At 37.0% G+C, this 16,051-nt stretch carries 10 protein-coding genes; 6 read left to right on the top strand and 4 right to left on the bottom strand.

Annotated elements, in window-relative coordinates; translation table 11 throughout:
• Positions 1-40 precede the first annotated feature (40 nt).
• On the top strand, positions 41-271 hold the full coding sequence (locus tag J7604_RS00910; protein ID WP_293889944.1) for a hypothetical protein: 231 nt from the start codon (positions 41-43) through the stop codon (positions 269-271).
• A 73-nt stretch (positions 272-344) separates the two neighbouring features.
• Here the strand turns inward: J7604_RS00910 and J7604_RS00905 are convergent, their stop codons facing one another.
• Positions 345-806: a leucine-rich repeat domain-containing protein gene (locus J7604_RS00905; protein WP_293889942.1), complete on the bottom strand. Its 462-nt coding sequence runs from the start codon at positions 804-806 to the stop codon at positions 345-347.
• A gap of 125 nt (positions 807-931) precedes the next feature.
• On the opposite strand from J7604_RS00905, the gene J7604_RS00900 reads away from it, so the two are divergent.
• The 3 genes from J7604_RS00900 (at position 932) to J7604_RS00890 (ending at position 6,757) form a co-directional block, all read left to right on the top strand.
• Positions 932-3,856 (top strand): FAD-binding and (Fe-S)-binding domain-containing protein, encoded by a 2,925-nt coding sequence (locus J7604_RS00900; protein WP_293889940.1) that lies wholly within the window; start codon positions 932-934, stop codon positions 3,854-3,856.
• Between the two features lie 95 nt (positions 3,857-3,951).
• Complete coding sequence (locus J7604_RS00895) at positions 3,952-4,623, top strand: peptidylprolyl isomerase (protein ID WP_293889939.1); 672 nt, start codon at positions 3,952-3,954, stop codon at positions 4,621-4,623.
• Between the two features lie 139 nt (positions 4,624-4,762).
• Complete coding sequence (locus J7604_RS00890; protein WP_293889937.1) at positions 4,763-6,757, top strand: glycosyltransferase family 39 protein; 1,995 nt, start codon at positions 4,763-4,765, stop codon at positions 6,755-6,757.
• A 144-nt stretch (positions 6,758-6,901) separates the two neighbouring features.
• On the opposite strand, the gene J7604_RS00885 is transcribed toward J7604_RS00890, so the two are convergent.
• The gene (locus tag J7604_RS00885; RefSeq protein WP_293889935.1) at positions 6,902-10,108 is read right to left on the bottom strand and encodes a PAS domain S-box protein; all 3,207 of its coding nucleotides are present in this window, start codon (positions 10,106-10,108) and stop codon (positions 6,902-6,904) included.
• A 333-nt stretch (positions 10,109-10,441) separates the two neighbouring features.
• On the opposite strand from J7604_RS00885, the gene J7604_RS00880 reads away from it, so the two are divergent.
• A complete protein-coding gene (locus J7604_RS00880; RefSeq protein WP_293889933.1) occupies positions 10,442-11,755 on the top strand; it encodes a gluconate:H+ symporter in 1,314 nt (437 codons plus the stop codon).
• Positions 11,756-11,916: 161 nt separating this feature from the next.
• Here the strand turns inward: J7604_RS00880 and J7604_RS00875 are convergent, their stop codons facing one another.
• Positions 11,917-13,545, bottom strand: coding sequence for an ABC-F family ATP-binding cassette domain-containing protein (locus J7604_RS00875; protein WP_293889931.1), 1,629 nt, complete (start codon positions 13,543-13,545; stop codon positions 11,917-11,919).
• 166 nt (positions 13,546-13,711) lie between these two features.
• Here J7604_RS00875 and J7604_RS00870 point away from each other — a divergent pair, with 166 nt between their 5' ends.
• The gene (locus J7604_RS00870) at positions 13,712-15,061 is read left to right on the top strand and encodes a neutral/alkaline non-lysosomal ceramidase N-terminal domain-containing protein (protein ID WP_293889929.1); all 1,350 of its coding nucleotides are present in this window, start codon (positions 13,712-13,714) and stop codon (positions 15,059-15,061) included.
• An 80-nt stretch (positions 15,062-15,141) separates the two neighbouring features.
• On the opposite strand, the gene J7604_RS00865 is transcribed toward J7604_RS00870, so the two are convergent.
• Positions 15,142-16,032, bottom strand: a complete 891-nt coding sequence (locus tag J7604_RS00865) for a malectin domain-containing carbohydrate-binding protein (RefSeq protein ID WP_293889927.1) — start codon at positions 16,030-16,032, stop codon at positions 15,142-15,144.
• Between the last annotated feature and the right edge of the window lie 19 nt (positions 16,033-16,051).

Raw genomic sequence — 16,051 nt, 5'->3', positions numbered from 1 at the left:
GCCTATTCAGGTGAGTTTTAGGTAAAAATAATGTAAAACTATGAAAAGACTAATTTTTTGCAGCTTGATATTTATACATCTGTCTTGCAACAAATCACCTGAAGAACAGAAGGCAAAGATGCTGGAAGATAAACTTCAAAATGCAGCGGATTTGGAAAAGGCAAAAGCTGACTCTTTAGATCTGGCAGCGAAAAACCTTAAAAAAGAAGCAGATTCCGTAAGAGATGTAGCAAAAGAATTGAAGGACTCTTCGAAAAATATTAGAAAATAAATCCCCATCAGTTTCAATATTAAGAAACCAGGATTTATTTTCTATTATCTTATTCAACTTATGATCACAAACCTTAATCATTTGTGAGGATCATCTTTACATTTGGCAAAAACTTCTTAGCCTCTTCAAATTGAGCTGGTTTCCAATACGCATGATCAGAAATGTTTACTGCTTGAAGATTGGGAAGTTGAGCCAGAACGGGTGGAAGTTTGGCCATGTAATTTGTGCCTGTCAAATCGATATATCTTAATTTTTTCAAATTGGCCATTTCGGCAGGAAGTGTTGTAATCCTGTTAAAAGAAACATCCAGACATTCCAAGTTGGTTAATTTTCCAATTTCTGGAGGTATGGCAGTAAGCTTTAACATACTGATATCCAACTTTACAACTTTCTCCGGTTCAGCCAGCGCCTCCTGGAGAGAAGTGTATTTTTTTGCGTCCGGACAATAATCCGGGAAAAGAGGTTTAGAAGTTACGCTCAGAAGAGAAAGGCCTAAAATGATAAAAAATGCGGCCGGAACGATTATTTTTTTCATAGTTAATAGAACTTTGAACTTAAAATTAACGATTTTTATAATAAAAAAGCAGAATTGTCATATTCTGCCCGTTTGTTATCCCGCAAATCGTTAAATTTGTAGTTTCCTAAGAATATAAGAAGTTAATGCTGGCGAAATTAGAAGAACTGAAGAATTCACTTGAAGGCGAGTTTTTTACAGACCTTACCATGCGTACTCTTTACGCAACCGATGCATCTGTTTACCGCGAACTGCCATTGGCTGTGGCAAGACCAAAATCGGAGTCGGATATTAAAAAACTTATAACATTCGCCAATCAACATAAAACATCGATCATTCCACGTACTGCTGGTACCTCACTTGCTGGCCAGGTTGTAGGAAAAGGAATCGTAGTGGATGTTTCATTTCACTGGACAAAAGTTCTGGAAATCAACAAGGCAGAGAAGTGGGTAAGAGTACAGCCAGGTGTAAATCTTGACGAGCTCAACAAAATTCTTGAACCTCAAGGGCTTTTCTTTGCTCCGGAAACGTCTACCTCTACCAGATGTATGATCGGGGGAATGGTGGGAAACAACTCCTGCGGTTCTCACTCTGTCATTTACGGAACTACAAGAGATCACACTCTTGAACTGAAAACTATCCTGAGCGACGGCTCTAACGCAACTTTTAAAGCGGTTACCCTTGACGAATTTGAAGCAAAAGTCAAAGGTTCAAGTCTTGAGAGTAACATTTATAAGCATATTAAGAATATCCTTTCTGACTCCGCCAATGCTCAGGAAATCAGAAAAGAATTTCCCAAGCCTTCTATCAGAAGAAGAAATACCGGATATGCAATAGACGAATTGCTCGAATCACAGCCATTCACTTCTGGTAAGCCTGCATTTAACATGTGTAAACTACTTGCCGGTTCTGAAGGTACGCTTGCATTTACTACTGAAATAAAGCTTAACCTCGTGGATGTGCCGCCAAAGCATAAAGCTGTTGTAGCTGTTCACATGAACACCATCGACGAAAGTACAAGAGCGAACCTAATTGCCCTCAAGTATAATCCTGGTGCTGTCGAACTTATTGATGACATTATTCTCCAATGTACCAAACATAATATTGAGCAAACCAAAAACCGCTTCTTTGTGCAAGGAGATCCGGGAGCATTATTGGTAGTTGAGTTTGCCAGAGAGAGCAAAGAAGAAATTGAAAAGCTTGCCAGTGAAATGGAAGCTGAAATGAGAGCCAATGGATATGGATACTATTTTCCGGTACTTCATGGAGCTGATGTAAATAAAGTCTGGAGTCTTAGAAAAGCTGGCCTTGGCTTGCTGGCAAATGTTCCTGGCGATCCTAAAGCAGTAGCCTGTATTGAAGATACAGCAGTCGCAGTAGAAGATCAGCCGGGATTTATTAAGGAGTTCCAACAAATACTTGATAAGCACAATAAATCATGCGTCTTCTACGCACATATTGGTGATGGGGAAATTCACCTTCGCCCTATTCTTGATCTGAAAAAGGAAGAAGACAGACAAATGTTCTTCACTATCACTGATGAAGTAGCAGATCTTGTAAAAAAATTCCAGGGATCACTTAGCGGGGAGCATGGAGATGGAAGAGTTAGAGGGGAATTTGTTAAAAAGATGATAGGAGAAAAGAACTACAACATGATTGTAGAGCTTAAACATGTATGGGATCCTAATAATATCTTTAACCCAGGAAAAATAGTTCATACTCCCAAAATGAATGAATTCCTGAGATATGAATCCAATCAGGTTACCAATCAGTTTAATACTGTATTCGACTTCTCAGAAAGTCAGGGGATATTAAGACTTGCAGAGCAATGTAATGGTTCCGGAGATTGCCGCAAATCGCATATCATAGGCGGGACTATGTGTCCTAGCTTTATGGCAACGAGAAGCGAAAAAGAAACTACCAGAGCAAGAGCCAATATACTGAGAGAGTTTCTTACCAGATCTCCTAAAAAGAATAAATTTGCCCACGACGAAATTTACGAGGTAATGGATCTCTGTCTGTCCTGCAAAGGTTGCAAATCAGAGTGCCCATCCAACGTGGACGTGGCGAAGATGAAAGCAGAATTCCTTCAGCAGTATTATGATGAAAAGGGAGTTCCTTTCAGAGCCATGATGATAGCGAACTTTGCGAAAGCCAACAGCATTGTGAGCAATTTCTCAGGCTTGTCAAATTTTGTGATGAAAAACAGCCTTACAGGAGGCATCATGAAAAAGGTATTGGGCATGTCAAACAAACGTCCATTACCACTTCTTTCACCTGTTACTCTGAGAAAATGGGCTGGTAAAAATAAGGAAGCATTACAGGCAAAAGGCAGCAAAAAAGGAAAGGTCTTCTTATTCTGCGACGAGTACACTAATTATAATGAGTCCGAAATAGGAATTAAAGCAATAGGATTACTAACCAGGCTTGGCTATGAGGTTGAAATACCTCAGCACCTTGAAAGTGCAAGAACATACATGTCTAAAGGACTTATCCGTGAAGCTCAGAAAATAGCAAGAAAGAATATAGACATGCTAAAAGACAAAGTAACCAAAGAGCATCCAATGCTTGGTATAGAGCCTTCTGCTATTTTGTCTTTCAGAGATGAATATCCTGCGCTGGCAACACCTGAACAAAAACAGGCTGCGGAAAACCTTGCAAAGAACAGCTTGCTTATAGATGAATTCCTTGCAAAAGAAGCAGAAGCTGGACGAATCGATGCCAATGCTTTCAAAAAAGAGGCAAAGCAGATAAAACTTCATGGTCACTGCCACCAGAAGGCACTTTCATCTGTATCATATACCCAGAAGATTCTTACCCTGCCTTCAAACTATAAAGTGGAGGTAATTCCATCAGGATGCTGCGGAATGGCAGGATCCTTCGGATACGAAGAGGAGCACTATGATGTATCTATGAAAGTTGGCGAACTTGTGCTCTTCCCTGCGGTCAGAAATGCTTCTGAGGAAACCATTATTGCCGCACCGGGAACAAGCTGCAGACATCAGATCAAGGATGGAACCGGCAGGTCGGCTAAGCACCCTGTAGAAATTTTATTTGAAGCTCTTGCATAAACCTAAACATTTGAATAACAGATCAGTTAGGGAAATTCTTAACTTCTTAGTTCTCAGAAAACATTAAAAGAAAACAAATAGAACCATACCGCATTATGAAAAAAATAGCTTTTGCGATACTTTATTTTCTCATCTGCAAAGTATCCTTTGCACAGATGAGCCTCACCCCTAAGGAGAAACAAGCAATGGACTGGCTTCAGACTAAAACCAAGGCTTTTAAAGCTTCAAAGAATGATAGCCTATTTGTTGTGAATAACAGTGAAAAGCCTTACTACATCGTTCGTTTCAGTCCTGGTGACCAAAAAGAAGACATAGATAAAGAAATATTTGCTGCAAAAGTTGGTGACATAGTAGGGCCATTCAGAGGAGATTCTTTTTGTTATTCATTTAAAGTAAAAAAATTCAGCGAGCCTCTCAATAGAGTAAAAGCTGATCTTATCCAGTTTATACCAAAGTCTTTTAAAGATGAAGCTGAAATCAAAAAGTATATAGATAAGTATACAGCACTTATCAAAAAAGACGATAAAGAGGTTTATAAGATTGCATTGAAAGATGAAGAGAAACTTGCTCTAAAAAGAAAAGATCTTGGATGGTTCTGGGAGAATCAAAAAGACAAAGAATATTATGAGCAAGTTTATGCAGCAGAAAAAGGTGAACCAGTTGTAATAAGAAATGCAAAAGGCATTTTTATTCTGAATATTACAGCGGAGAAACAGGAAGCACCTTATAAGGTTGAGCTTGTTCCTCTGGTTAAAAAAATTGAATAATAACAAAATTCAAAAGGCCCATTAAAGAAAGGGCCTTTTGAATTTCAAAGCATAATCAATATCATAATATTTTTATTATCATCACAACTTCAATCTCTGTTTCATAAGAAAACAAGAACTTTTTCAATACCATATTATAATGAAACCTTCTATTAAAGATCGCTTATTGGTGAAAGCAAGCTTCTCCTTATTAATTTTATGGATCTGCCTTTGTTTTCTCTTTTACAAAACAATAATTTTCCTTTTCCCATCGCATATTCATGCATGGACACAATCAGACAGGCTAGCAATTGCATATGGATTTTTAGAAAATAACTTTAATTTTTTTAAACCTCAACTTTATAATCTGGAAACTCTGGGCGGAATAACCAGGGTAGACTTTCCAATCAATGAATATGTAGTAGCTTTAATAATGAAAATTACTGGAAGTAAGTCACCTGTGATTTTTAGAATATACACGCTAACCTATTCCTTCATTGGTTTATATTTTTTATTCCTACTTGTTTATAAGTATGGAAAATCAATTAGAAAAGCATTCCTGGTAGTCATTTTTGTCTTTACATTGCCGGTGTTCACTTATTATCAGGCAGGATTTTTACCCACAATGACATCACTTGCCAATATATTTATATTCTATTATTTCTATATCAAATCTTATGAGGAGAATGAAAAACAATCATATACCCTATCAATCATTTTCCTGACGCTTGCTGCTTTAACACGTACACCATTTGTAATCTTTTTATTTGCAGCTTTTCTTCACTATATCTTGGAAGAATTCCTTTATAAGAAAAGAGATGTTCAAAAGCTGGTTCTATTCATCTTAGCTTTTGGAAGTGTCATTTCTTATTATTTATACAATGAATATTTAGGCAAAAAATATGGAAGTGCATTTTTAAATTCCATAATGCCTTCAAGCAGCTTAAAAGAGGCTTTAAGCTTTTCTGATTTTCTTTTCCAGAAATGGAAATATGAACTTGCCACTAAATATCATTACCTGGCTTTTGCAAGTGTATTATCTTACTTTATTTATCAGCATTTAGTAAGGAAATCTAATACTCAAAAGATAAAAATTGACGTACTCTATTATATTTTAATATCCTTAATCGGGACAATAATTTATTTTTTCCTCATGCAACTTCAGTTTGAAGATCATGAATATTACTTTTTAGACAGCCTCTTGATTCCTCTGATACTGTTGTTTGTCTATTTCCTCTGCGGAATTACTATTGATTTTAAATCTAAGAACCTTGCATGGATACTCCTTACCTTTTTCTCAGCCGCATCAATAAATGATTCGAAGGAGATTCAGAAATACAAATACACAGATCACTTATGGAACAGGCAGGAAATTACAAGAAAAAACTTTATTAATAGCGATCGTCTGGCAGATAGCCTTCATATTAATAAAGATGCAAAAATATTGGTTCTTGGCTCATATTCGTCAAATTTACCTCTAATGCTTATGGATCGAAAAGGATATACATGCATTAGCTTCACAGAAAAGACCATTAAGCAAGCCCTTCAATTTCCCTTTGACTTTCTAGTGGTACAAAATCAATTTATTTTCCCGGATTTATTTGCTGCATACCCAAATATTACCCAATCTTTTACAGCCATAGGAAGCAATGATAAAATTACCTTTTTTAAAAGAAACAAGAACATCAAGCCAGAAACCTCCTGTATTGACTTCTTAGGGATTAATTCTAAAAAAGAGTTAACGAAAACAACCTTCTATGATTCTACTTCCTGGAAGTGGAGCAACTTGATTAGAAGAGATCAAGACATTATCATCAATGAGGGCCAGGAGTGGGGACCAACTTTAAATGTAAATACAAAAGACCCAAGAATAATAAGCAAGCGAAATGTCTTTGTTCATGTGAAAGCTAATGGTGATTATATGCACAAAGCAAAGCTGATCTTAACATCAGAAAAAGGAGATTCTATTATAGACTTTCAAGAATCAACCTTTCCAATTTATGCAAACGCCCAAAAGAATCAGCATGACTATTATTTCTTAATGAAGATTAAACCTGGCACTTCGAATGGAGAAGCTGAATCAAATAAATTGTTCATACATAATGTAGACAAAAAGTTAATAACGGTTAATCAATTTGACATCATATTTTATTAAAGCAGAAGAGAAAAAAAAGGAGAATTATTATAATTAAAAATTAATGATTTATTCCCTCAACATCCATGATTTGATGAATAACCCAGAAAGAGGTGTAATAGGATAGGGTTAATACAGCCTGGACATAATTCAGAGCTTTACTTATTATGTGGTAGGAAAATACAATCTGAAACTCGTCCCCTTTCCCTCTTCGCTCTCCACCTCTATCTTGCCAGAAGCGTTTTCCATAATTCTTTTAACTATATACATGCCAACTCCAGTACCCTCAACATGCGTGTGAAGCCTCTTGAACATTCCAAAAACTTTATCTTTCTTACTCATATCAAATCCCATCCCATTATCAGAAATCGTTATTAAAACATAATTATCAGATGTAGACTCTGATCTTACTGAAATAATGGGAGTCCTTTCTGGAGAGCGGAATTTAATAGCATTGCTAAGCAGGTTGTATATAACACTACGAAAATTTTTCCGTGAAAACCTTATTGAAGATATCGACAAGTCAGAAGAAATCTCGGCTTGAGATGACTTAATTTGCTCTGAATACTCAACTTTAAAATCTCTAATAATCTCTTCGATTTCAATCCGCTCTTCATAATTTTCTGTCCCTTTCTGAATTTTACTGATCTCAGAAAGCTCTTCGATGGTCTTTTTAAGCTTTTCTACACTAAGTACAACAAAGTTCAGCATTTCATTGATATCACCTTTGCATTGCTGATTTGCTTCTTCTAGCAAGCTTTTCAGCAAGCCCTCCATATTTACAATCGGACTTTTAAGGTCATGAGAGGCCGTATAAATAAAATTGTCAAGTTCAGAGTTAATCTTAATAAGCTCGACATTTCTTTCTTCCAAAGATCTTTCATAATTATATCTGTCAGTAAGGTCTGTACCCATTACTATAAAACCTTTGACTTCTCCCCTGATATCAGAATCTGGTATATAACTCAGTTTATAATAAACTTTCTCATTGTTTTTATTATTAAAATTATTTTCAAAATTAACTTCCTCACCAGCCAAAGCACGTTGTAACATTGGCAAAACGTTGTTATAATTTTCTTCACCCAGCACATCTCTGATATGTTTACCATTGACACTTCCATTTATTTTAAAAATTTTATAGTAATGACTATTGGCAAAAACATATTTAAGATCCGTATCTAAATATGAAATAAGCGCGGGAACTGAGTTGGTAATAATCCTTAACTGCTTCTCTCTATGCTGCAGCCTCTCCTGATTTCGTCGAAGCTCTCTGGTCCGCTCTTCTACAATTTCCTCAAGACTCGTATTAAGCCTTTTGATTTCCTCTTCAATTTTTTTTCTATCGGTAATTTCAGTTGCTGCAGCTATTATTTTAATCACTTTTCCTTCTGAGTCTCTTTCGAAGACAGAGTCTTTAGAGAGACCCCAATGCCAATTCCCTTGTTTATCTCTTGCCCTATATTCAATAGATTTGGAAGTTTCAAAACCAGCTGAAGCAAACTCTTCAAGATGCTTTAGAATTTTTGGCTGGTCATCCGGATGGATCAGTAATCTAAACGCATTCTGACCCATAGCCAGAATCTCTTCAGAGGTGTAACCAAGAACTTCTTCAACATATCTATTAATATAGATTGGTGTTTGTGTTTGCAGTTCGTGAATGATCACTACATTAGGATTGGCCTCCATAATCTTTGTTATAAATGCCCTGCTTTCTTCCAGCTGATTTTCAGTCTTCTTAAGATTGGTAATATCCGTAGCAATTCCGATAACCTGGACCACTTGTCCATCTTCATTTCTCTTGAATACGCTATGCCTCAGATGATACCAACGCCAGCTCCCATCAGCGTGTCTTATTCTCCCTTCTACTGACTTTACCTCTCCATTATTTAATGTCTTCAGCTCTTCCCAGTGTTTAAAGTGTTTTTCAAAATCACCCGGATGTAATAATGCAGTCATGAAATTATCAGCGAGACCTTTAAAATATTCCGAAGGATAACCTAAATCACCTCCGGGAGACCTCGTTGAAAATATATTACTTCTCTTTTCAAGATCATACACATAGATGGAATTAGGAGAAGTATCAAGTATACTTTGTACAAAATGCTGACTTTCCTGAAGGTTTAACTCAGCTTCCTTTCTTTCAGTAATATCCAGGCTTGATGCTATAATCTGAACTACATTTCCTGATAGGTCTTTTTTAAAGGCAGATACAACAACATGAATCCACCTCCACGAGCCATCTGAATGAAGGAGTCTGAATTCAGCTTTCAGAGTTTCATCACCCATATATTTTAGACCGGTCCTTATTCTGGTTAATATTGGCTCATCATCCGGATGTATAATTTTCCAGAACACATTCATGGGATCTTTAAAGTCTTCAACATAGCCTAAATCTTCAAGTATGGATCTATTTGAAAAAATTAAAGTATCCGAGACGACATCCTCTACAAATATATAGTTGGGTATTGTTTCTGTGATCTTATTTACAAAATGAATATTATTCCTTAAATACTCTTCCGCTTCTTTCTTCTCAGTTATATCTCTTGCAACCCCTATAACTTCTTTAACACGCCCCCATTCATCCCTGCTAAACACAGAAATCTGGTTGTTCAGCCATTTTACAGTACCATTTGAGGAAACTACTCTGAATTCAAACGTATTTATGGCATTTTGACTCATCTCCCTTAATTCCGTATGCTTCTTATTAAAAAATTCAAGATCGTCAGAATAAACTATCTTCTGTAAAAAGTCGATACCCATCTCTTGCACCTCTTTGGCACTATAACCTAGGGTATTTATAACATTATTGTTAACGAAAATATTCCTTTCTTCAAGCACATCATAGACAAAGACATCGAAAGGGCTTGAATTCATTACTTTGTCAATAAAGTTAAGACTTCGCTTTAGCTGCTTTTCTGTTTCCTTTTTCTCCGTAACATCCGTTATCGTACCTGTGACCTGTTTTACACTACCGACTTCATTTCTGTTAAAGACTGACTCCTTCAAAATAAACCATCTCCAGCTCCCATCTGCATGCCTGAGTTTTGTATTGGTGACTTTTACTTCACCATCCTTTAATTCAAGAATCTCCTTAAAATGGTCAGATTTAAGATGGACAAAGTCAGGGTCCATAATCTTATAAAAAAATTCATCTCCAAAAGCTTCAATTTCTGATGGCTCATAGCCCAGCGATTGCTTGGAAAATTCATTCACAAACACAAATCGCCTTTCTTCTATATCATAAATGTATATTGTATTGGCAACAGTCCCTAGTATTTTCCTGATAAATGCAGCTTTGTGTTCTTTACCCAATTGGTCTTCTCCCAATCCTCTTTTTCTGGGCTTCCTGTTTTTTCTGCTTATATATTTCATACGCTTAAATAAAAAGGAAATGAATACAAGCAGTAAGTATGTCGAAAACGGAAATTACTTTTAAAAATAGTCAATAAGAATTCAGCATCTGTAATCAACAGACAGCTTGATTTATCTCCTAATCTTTCAATGACGACGTTCAACTCCGGAAAAAATTAATTACTAATACACTAAATTCAACCTGTTAACCGACATTATGTTTTCCATTGAAAAACAGTTATAAGTGGTGATTTGTAAGATCCAAAAAGTCTCTTTAAAAAGAATCATATTTTATTTTCCTCACAATGAACATCTTGAGCAAAATGGGTAAATTGCATTAAAAAATATCTGAAGATGCCAGTAATCCTCATCACCTGTAGCATTCTGCTTTTGCTTGTTTTAATGCTTTTCCTGAAATTTAATGCCTTTATATCCCTCACACTTGTGTCGCTATTTCTGGGCATCTCTTTCGGAATGCCTGCGGATAACTTGATAGCCTCCATACAGAAAGGTTTTGGAGACACTCTTGGAACTCTTACTTTCATAGTAGTCTTCGGTGCAATGCTGGGAAAAATTGTAGGAGAAAGTGGTGCTGCCTTGCAGATTAGCAATAGTCTTAATCGGTTGTTTGGCCCAAAAAATGTTGTGTGGGCTGTTGTACTTACAGGATTTATTATAGGAATTCCTCTGTTTTATACAGCAGGTTTCGTTTTACTTATTCCTTTGGTATTCACAATAGCTGCTGTCGGTAATTTCTCCCCAGTATATATAGGAATCCCTATGGCAGCTGCACTTTCCGTAACACATGGCTTCCTTCCTCCGCATCCGGGTCCGGTAGCCCTTGCTTCCATCTTTAAAGCAGACCTTGGCCTTACTCTGATCTATGGAAGTATTATCGCAGTGCCAGCCATTATCCTTGCCGGCCCAATTTATGGCCGTTTTGTAAAAGACATAAAATCCTTGGGAGGGCCTGCAAAATCAACTGTGCAACCCTTGGAACTACCTTCTTTCGGAACAAGCTTATTCACCGCCTTATTCCCTGTACTCTTAATTTCTATCGGAGCCTGTCTGATTCCTTTTTTAACGAAAGATACCATTGTTTATAAACTGGTAAACTTTTGGGGGAATCCTTTTATAGCAATGCTTTTAGCAGTTATTGTAGCTACTTACAACCTTGGCATTTCAAGAGGTCAATCGGTAAAGGAAGTTATGGACCTTTACAATGTTGCTATATCCGAGGTAGCTTTAATCATACTTATAATTGGGGCAGGAGGTTCATTTAAACAAGTTTTAATCGACAGCAAGTCGGCGGATTACCTTGCTGAAATATTTCGTGGCAGCAGTCTATCTCCTCTCGTTTTAGCCTGGACTATGGCTGCCATCATCCGATTAGCTCTTGGTTCCGCAACAGTAGCCGCGCTTACTTCCGCAGGAATAATTTTACCCTTAATTCAAAGTACACATGTAAGTCCGGAACTTACTGTCCTTTCCATTGGCGCTGGAAGTCTTATGTTTTCGCACGTAAATGACGCCGGCTTCTGGATTTTCAAAGAATATTTTAACCTTTCCATTGCTCAGACAATCAGGAGCTGGTCTGTAATGGAAACTATTGTCTCTATTACAGGGCTTGTTGGGGTACTATTACTGAATTTGATTCTGGCCAGTTAATTCAACAGTTGAGCAACAGCGACAGAATAACCCTACCTCTTTGTTATAGCTCAAATTGTTCCTTATGTTAAGTTAACGACCACGATCTTCAGAAAAAGATTTAAATAAAAAAGGAGGCGATGTTTACCGACCTCCTTTTTATTTATTTTAAAACCTTAGATTTATTTTACAACCGAATAAAGTTCTTCACGCTGAGCTTTTACTTTTTCACTCTTCACAAATTCCTCGTAAGTCATCAGTTTGTCGATCAAACCATATGGAGTAATTTCAATAACTCTGTTGGCAACAGTCTGCATAAATTCATAGTCATGAGTTGCAAACAAAATAATCCCTTTAAAATCTTTCAAACTATTGTTCAATGAGGTGATCGACTCAAGGTCAAGGTGGTTAGTAGGCTCATCAAGTACCAAAACATTTGCAGACTCCAGCATCATTTTAGAAAGCATGCATCTTACCTTTTCTCCTCCAGATAAAACTTTAGACTGTTTTAATGATTCTTCACCTGTAAAGAGCATTTTTCCCAAGAATCCACGAATAAAGCTTTCGTCTTTTTCTTTGGAAAATTGTCTTAACCAGTCTACAAGATTTAAATCAGAAGAATTGAAGTAACTGCTGTTGTCTTTAGGGAAGTAAGACTGCGTTGTAGTAACACCCCACTTAAACTCTCCCTTATCTGCTTGTTGAACACCCATCAGAACATCAAAGAACATTGATATAGCAAGAGTATCTTTGCTTACAAATGCAACCTTGTCGTTTCTATTCAGACTGAAAGTTATATTGCTAAACATTGGCTTCCCGTCTTCTCCGATTTTGCACAGGTTATCTACAGACAATACCTGATCTCCGACTTCCCTTTCTGGCTTCCAGATTACAGCAGGGTATTTTCTGCTTGAAGGTTTAATATCATCAAGGGTAAGTTTATCAAGAAGTTTTTGCCTTGAAGTTGCCTGTTTAGACTTAGAAGCATTAGCGCTAAACCTCGCAATGAACTCCTGTAATTCAGCTCTTTTCTCCTCTACTTTTTTATTCTGATCAGCTCTTTGTTTCGTCGCTAACTGACTTGAATGGTACCAGAAAGAGTAGTTACCTGCATATAACTGGATTTTAGCATAGTCAATATCAGCCACGTGGGTACAAACCTGATCCAGGAAGTGTCTGTCGTGACTTACAACTATTACAGTATTTTTAAAATCTGCAAGGAAATTTTCCAGCCACATTACTGATTCTATATCAAGGTGGTTGGTAGGCTCATCAAGAAGAAGGATATCAGGATTTCCGAAAAGTGCCTGTGCAAGCAATACCCTTACTTTATCCTTACCTTCCAGGTCTTTCATCAAACTGTAGTGAAGATGTTCTTTTACACCAAGACCGCTAAGCATCTCTGCAGCTTCCGATTCTGCATTCCAGCCATTAAGATCTGCAAATTCAGCTTCAAGGTCAGAAGCCCTAACCCCGTCAGCGTCGGAAAAATCCGGTTTGGCATAAATAGCATCTTTTTCCTGAATAATATCGAACAACTTTTTATGGCCCATTAATACTGTTTGTAAAACAGGAACTTCGTCAAACTCAAAGTGATTCTGTTTTAAAATTGCAAGACGTTCTCCAGGAGTAATGGCAACAGATCCTGAAGTAGGGTCTATTTCTCCGGACAATATTTTTAAAAAAGTGGATTTTCCTGCTCCGTTCGCTCCTATCAAACCATAGCAGTTTCCTGGAGTAAACTTAATGTTAACGTCTTCAAATAAGGTTCTTTTTCCGTATCTGAGGGTAACGTTTGATGTACTGATCATATTTTTTTCTGATTCCTGATATTGTAGAAAGGCAAATTTACAAATAATTGCCGAGACTATCTTCTTAATATTTCTTAACTCTATTTCATTAGAAAATATCCCAAAGACTTATAAAAATTTTTATATTTCAGCATAATTATTTTGAAATCCTTTAAATAATTTCTCCTTGAAAAAGTCTTCTTTTTTAAAAAAAACCTCCAAAATATTTCTGATTATTATCATCTGCCTCTTCATTCTGGCTATTGCTCTGATAGACACAGTTGATAAAACTCCCTTGAAAGAAACCGCTTATTACCACCAAATGATGGAACAAGTGGATACACTTCATTATGAAGAAGACTCCCTCTTTATCACTGGAGGATGGGCCAAAGCCAATATTACTCCTTTGCAGCCGCTCCAGATTGCTAGCTATGGGCTAAGAAGAGATTTTGATGGCGTACATGATTCTTTATTTGTAAGAAGCTTTGTCTTTAAATCGAAAGAAAAGAAATGCGCGCTTATAACGATGGATCTTTTGATAGTCCCTCCCTCAGTTGCAGCAAAGGCCTTGCCTCTGCTTCAAAAGGAAGGCTTTGGAAGAGATGAGGTATATTTTTCTGCCACACATTCTCACAATGCAGCTGGAGGTTGGGCAGAAGGAGCTGGAGGTCGGTTTCTTGCAGGTACCTTTGAAGAAGACTATGTTCAATTCATTGCAGATAAAATCGTTACTTCAGTTAAAAATGCCCAAAAAACAGCCGCTCCAATTGAGTTAGGTTTCGGAAAAATTGATGCCTCAAAACAAGTAGCAAACAGGCTGATAGATGGAGGAAAAATCGATCCTTACTTGAGGATCCTAAAACTTAAAAAGAACAATGGTGAAAATGCAATGATTTTATCCTACTCAGCGCACCCTACATGTCTGGCAAAGAAAATTAACTATATCAGCTGTGACTATCCTGGCTTTCTGGTAGACTCTCTAGAGAGGAGAAAAGAAACGGACTTCGCAGCCTTCTTTGCTGGGGCTGTCGGGAGCATGAAGCCAGGCGAAACAGGAACAGCAGATTTTGAAAAAGCTTCGACCATTGCAGATAGCCTTGAGGAAAAAGTAATAGCAATCAGTGACAGCATCCATCTAGAAAAACCAAATGAACTTCTTTCTGATTTTATCCCATTATATGCAAGAAGTGCTCATTTAAGACTAACTGAAGATTTCCGCATTCGTCCATGGGTATTTAATTGGTTGCTAGGTAAGCAATCACCAGGAATTTCAGTATTCAAAATTGGAAATAATGTTATGATAGGTACTCCATGTGACTTTTCCGGAGAGTTAATGACGCCTTTGGACAGTCTGGCTAAAACTAAAAATCTGAATCTTCAAATAACTAGCTTCAACGGAGCTTATCTCGGTTACATTACTCCTGACCGATATTACAATCTTGTGAAAAACGAAACACGTGAGATGAACTGGTTTGGGCCATTCAACGGAGCTTATTTCAGCGAATTGATTGCAAAAATATTAAGGAAACTTGAATAGGTTTTCATCTGAATCTAAAGTCCAAATGCATAAAGGTTAAAGCAATAGCTTTAACCTTTATGATTTAATAAAATATAGTCTTATTGCTTAATCAGGCGAAGAGTTTCGCTTGCTTTATCATTTGTCACCTTCAGCATATATACTCCTGATGGCTGAGAAGAAAGATCTACTCTCAAATCATTTCCTGAGAATTCAGCTTTAGGGTTGTCAATTTGCTTTCCATAGCTGTCAAATAATTGTAAATCTCTTACAGCAGAATTATCCGATTTCAATGTGACTACATCCTTACAAGGATTTGGGAATGCCGCAATAGTATTTTGAGTTCTCTTCCCGAAAACACTTTGAACAGTAGGGGTTACTTCAATAATTTCGATACCGTTTACCTTGGGTTGGCCAATGTTCTTAGCAAATACTATATTAAGTGTATCATCATCACTCACCTCTACAACATAGGTTTTGGCAGTACCTGTAAATTTCCCGACTTCGCTAAAGATATCAAAGTTTGAAAGTTTCTTCTCTCCTTCAATCCAGATATCAAAAACTCTTACACCTGGTTCATTAAAGTAAAGCTCGGCAAAATAGAGTCTAACCTCAACAAGCGTAGTAGCTTTCACTGGAAATTTCCATACTAACTCAGAAGCACCTTTGAACTCTGAAAGACTTCTTTCACTCTTCATTACTTTTACAGGCACTGATAGCGGCATTGATGCATCAAAAAGAATAGTATCAAACACTGTATAAGTTCTATTCCCATCAATCGCCGTATCCACATAAATAGAGGGTGCGTCGGGATGATCATTGCCCCAAGCTACTGCAGATGTATCTATACTCGATACTGTAGTACCCCCGGCATTAACTCTATAGAGAGTGGTACTATATACAGTTCCCGTCGGTTGAGCGGATGCATTTATTGCAAAAAACAAAAAGAGAGCTAGCCCTCCTAAGAATTGAAGTGTAAATATTTTTTTCATAATTATTAATTTGGCTAAA

The organism is Sporocytophaga sp. (assembly GCF_017745095.1).
Taxonomy (GTDB): domain Bacteria; phylum Bacteroidota; class Bacteroidia; order Cytophagales; family Cytophagaceae; genus Sporocytophaga.
Note: the sequence above shows the minus strand (reverse complement) of the source record. Positions and strands in the feature narration are given on the sequence as shown.

Coding starts and splice junctions, on each gene's coding strand:
- J7604_RS00910 (WP_293889944.1), top strand. CDS start 41: ATGAAAAGACTAATTTTTTGCAGCTTGATATTTATACATCTGTCTTGC.
- J7604_RS00905 (WP_293889942.1), bottom strand. CDS start 806: ATGAAAAAAATAATCGTTCCGGCCGCATTTTTTATCATTTTAGGCCTT.
- J7604_RS00900 (WP_293889940.1), top strand. CDS start 932: ATGCTGGCGAAATTAGAAGAACTGAAGAATTCACTTGAAGGCGAGTTT.
- J7604_RS00895 (WP_293889939.1), top strand. CDS start 3,952: ATGAAAAAAATAGCTTTTGCGATACTTTATTTTCTCATCTGCAAAGTA.
- J7604_RS00890 (WP_293889937.1), top strand. CDS start 4,763: ATGAAACCTTCTATTAAAGATCGCTTATTGGTGAAAGCAAGCTTCTCC.
- J7604_RS00885 (WP_293889935.1), bottom strand. CDS start 10,108: ATGAAATATATAAGCAGAAAAAACAGGAAGCCCAGAAAAAGAGGATTG.
- J7604_RS00880 (WP_293889933.1), top strand. CDS start 10,442: ATGCCAGTAATCCTCATCACCTGTAGCATTCTGCTTTTGCTTGTTTTA.
- J7604_RS00875 (WP_293889931.1), bottom strand. CDS start 13,545: ATGATCAGTACATCAAACGTTACCCTCAGATACGGAAAAAGAACCTTA.
- J7604_RS00865 (WP_293889927.1), bottom strand. CDS start 16,032: ATGAAAAAAATATTTACACTTCAATTCTTAGGAGGGCTAGCTCTCTTT.